Origin of the sequence: Streptomyces sp. NPDC006326 (genome assembly GCF_040612915.1) — a bacterium.
Taxonomy (GTDB): domain Bacteria; phylum Actinomycetota; class Actinomycetes; order Streptomycetales; family Streptomycetaceae; genus Streptomyces.
Map to the genome: position 1 here is coordinate 1 of NZ_JBEXRC010000111.1, position 2457 is coordinate 2457.

Sequence of the window (2457 nt, forward strand, 5' to 3'; positions counted from 1 at the left end):
GCCGCGGGGGGGCGGGGCGCCCCGGGGTTGGGGGGGCCCTCCCGCGTGCCGCTCGGGGCCCCGGCGCCGCGCGGGACCCCCCCGCCGAGCGGCCGGCCCCCGTACAGGAGGCCGAGCCGATGTCCTGATCTTCGTGGCTTCTGCCAGTACGGCGGTCGGCCGGGGTGTGGAGAGACTGCCAGCCGGAGGCCTCGAAGGCCGCGGAGGCCCGGGGCAGAGGGCCCGGGCGAGCGGCGGGCTTCCGGTTTCGGAAACCGGTACGGAAGAAAGCGAATGGCATCCATGCTCGACGGCTGCACACCCTGGCCCGAGGCGTTCGTCGACCGCTACTGGGCGGCCGGGCACTGGCGGGGCAACACGCTGGACAACCTGCTGCGCGGCTGGGCCCTGCAGTACGGTCCGCGGACCGCGCTCGTGCACGGCGCCACCCGCCTGACGTACGCAGCTCTGAACCGGCGGGTGGACCGCATGGCCGCCGGATTCCGGCTGCGCGGCCTGCGGCCCGGCCAGCGGGTCGTCGTCCAGCTGCCGAACGTACCCGAGTCCGTCATCACGGTGTTCGCGCTGATGCGTGCCGGCACGGTGCCCGTGATATGCCCGCTTTCGTACCGCGCGTCCGAGGTGGCCCCCCTCGTGCGGGTCACTCAGGCCGTCGGCTACGTCGGCCCCTCCGCGTACCAGGGCTTCGACCCCACCGCGATGGCCGCCGACATCGCGGCCCGATGGCCTTTCCTGCGCCGGGTGTTCCTCCTTGAGGCTCCCGGTGCCGAGTCCCCGTACGGCGGCCTGACGACCGACCCGGCGGGCTGCCAGTACTCCCCGCTGGGCTCCGTCGACGCCCCGCCCGAGCCGGCGCTCGCGCAGAGCGCCGGCCAGGTGGCGTTCTTCCTGCTCTCCGGCGGTGACCCCGCCGCGCCCCGGCTCGTTCCGCGCACCCACAACGACTACGCCTACCAGGCGCAGGCCGCGGCGGAGCTGGTGTCGCTCACCGAGAACGACGTGTATCTCGCGGCGCTGCCCGCCGAGTTCAACTTCACCTTCGGCTGCCCCGGCATCCTCGGCACGCTTTCCGTCGGCGGCACAGTCGTCCTGGTCGAGGACCCGGGACCCGCCGAGTGCCTTCCGGTCATCGAACGGGAGCGGATCACCTTCACCTCGGTCACGCCCGAGGCCGCCCGGGGCTGGCTCGACGTACTCCCCACGGTCCGAGCGGACGTGAGCAGTCTGCGTCTCGTGCAGGTCGGCGGGGCGGGGACGCCCCCGGAGCGGGCGATCGCCGAACGGATGGGCCCCGCACTGGGCTGTCGCCTGCAGCAGGTCTTCGGCATGCCCGAGGGGCTGCTGACTCTCACCCGGCCCGCCGATCCGGAGGAGACCGTGTTCACCACGCAGGGCCGCCCGCTCTCGCCCGACGACGAGATCCGCATCGTCGGCGCCGACGGCTCGGATGTCCCCGACGGGGAGCCCGGCGAACTCCTCGTCCGCGGTCCGCACACCGTGCGGGGCTACTACCGGGCGCCGGAGCACAACGCGCGTTCCTTCACCCCCGGCGGCCATTTGCGCACCGGCCACCTCGCCCGGCGCACCGCGGACGGCAACCTGGTGGTGACCGGTCCACTCGGGGACGCCCCGCGGCGGGCCGGCCACCCAGGTCCGTCCGACCTGTGAGGGGCAGGGCCGCCCGCCGGCCTCCGGATCGGCGGTGTACGCGCCGCGGAAACGTCTGGCGGCCTCCGCCTCCCTGCGGAACCGCCGACGGAACGCCGGGGCCTCGGCGTTTACTCGGCCGCGCGGAAGGCGGGGGCTCGCTGTACACCATCTAAGACCGATTCTTCCTACTGGAGGCCCATCATGACCCGCTCTCGCCGCACCCGCCGTGTTCGCCCACAGCGCTGCGGCCGCGGCGCCGTCCACCGGGCACTCACAGCAGCACCAGCAGCGCCGGCCCAAGCCGGTCGCGACCGTACGGTTCCCCGGCGGGTCGAGCAGCAGCGCTCCGGCCATCGGGACGTACGGCCCGGTGCGGGCCGTGACGCGGCTCGACAGCGGCGCCACGGTCCGACGGATTCATCGCACGCACGGTGTGTGATGGCCGAGATGTCCGTCCCGCCCGACCGGGTCATCATGGGGGGAGGCCGGCGGGCTCCCGTACGGGCGCGCCCCGGCACGACAGGGGACTGCGTCCCGGTCGGGAGGCGATGCGTGCATCAGGACGAATCGACCAGAGCATGGGCCATGATCCTCGGGGTCATCGCCGTCATCCTGGCGAATCTCACGGCGATCATCCTCATGAACACCATCGGACGGTAACCGACGAGTGGGCGCTCCTGCCCGCGCTCAGACGGCGGTCCCGCCCGGCCCCAGGGCACCTTCCTCCGGCGCCCGGTGCGCCTGCGCGGGCAGGAGCGCCCACTCGTCGGTTACCGTCCGATGGTGTTCATGAGGATGATCGCCGTG

General features: G+C 73.6%; 1 protein-coding gene. It reads left to right on the top strand.

The features are described from left to right. The first annotated feature begins 273 nt into the window (after positions 1-273). Positions 274-1668: an AMP-binding protein gene (locus tag ABZ128_RS35515; RefSeq protein ID WP_356854033.1), complete on the top strand. Its 1395-nt coding sequence runs from the start codon at positions 274-276 to the stop codon at positions 1666-1668. The last annotated feature ends 789 nt before the right edge of the window (positions 1669-2457 follow it).